1 protein-coding gene is annotated in these 269 nt (G+C 53.5%); it reads left to right on the forward strand.

Annotated features, from left to right (window positions below; genetic code table 11):
* Window positions 1-143: 143 nt before the first annotated feature.
* Window positions 144-269: chorismate synthase (locus tag ACX9YW_RS23045; RefSeq protein WP_167791225.1), on the forward strand; the 126-nt coding region annotated here is incomplete at its 3' end.

The following is a 269-nucleotide window of genomic DNA, read 5'->3' on the forward strand; positions in this document are numbered from 1 at the left end:
TTTACCTGGCTTGAGTTTGATAACGGCGGCGACGGGGTCTTTATGCTGACCAAACAGCAGCTGATTGACGCCCGTGCGCACTTCGGTATTTATAAAGACTAAAAAAACAACACGCCAACATAACGAAAAAGATTGGAGCCGTGATGGCAGGAAATACAATTGGACAACTCTTTCGCGTCACTACCTTCGGCGAATCGCACGGTCTGGCGCTGGGCTGCATCGTTGACGGCGTGCCGCCGGGCATTCCGCTGACCGAAGCCGACCTGCAG

The organism is Pseudoneobacillus rhizolycopersici (genome assembly GCF_054786815.1).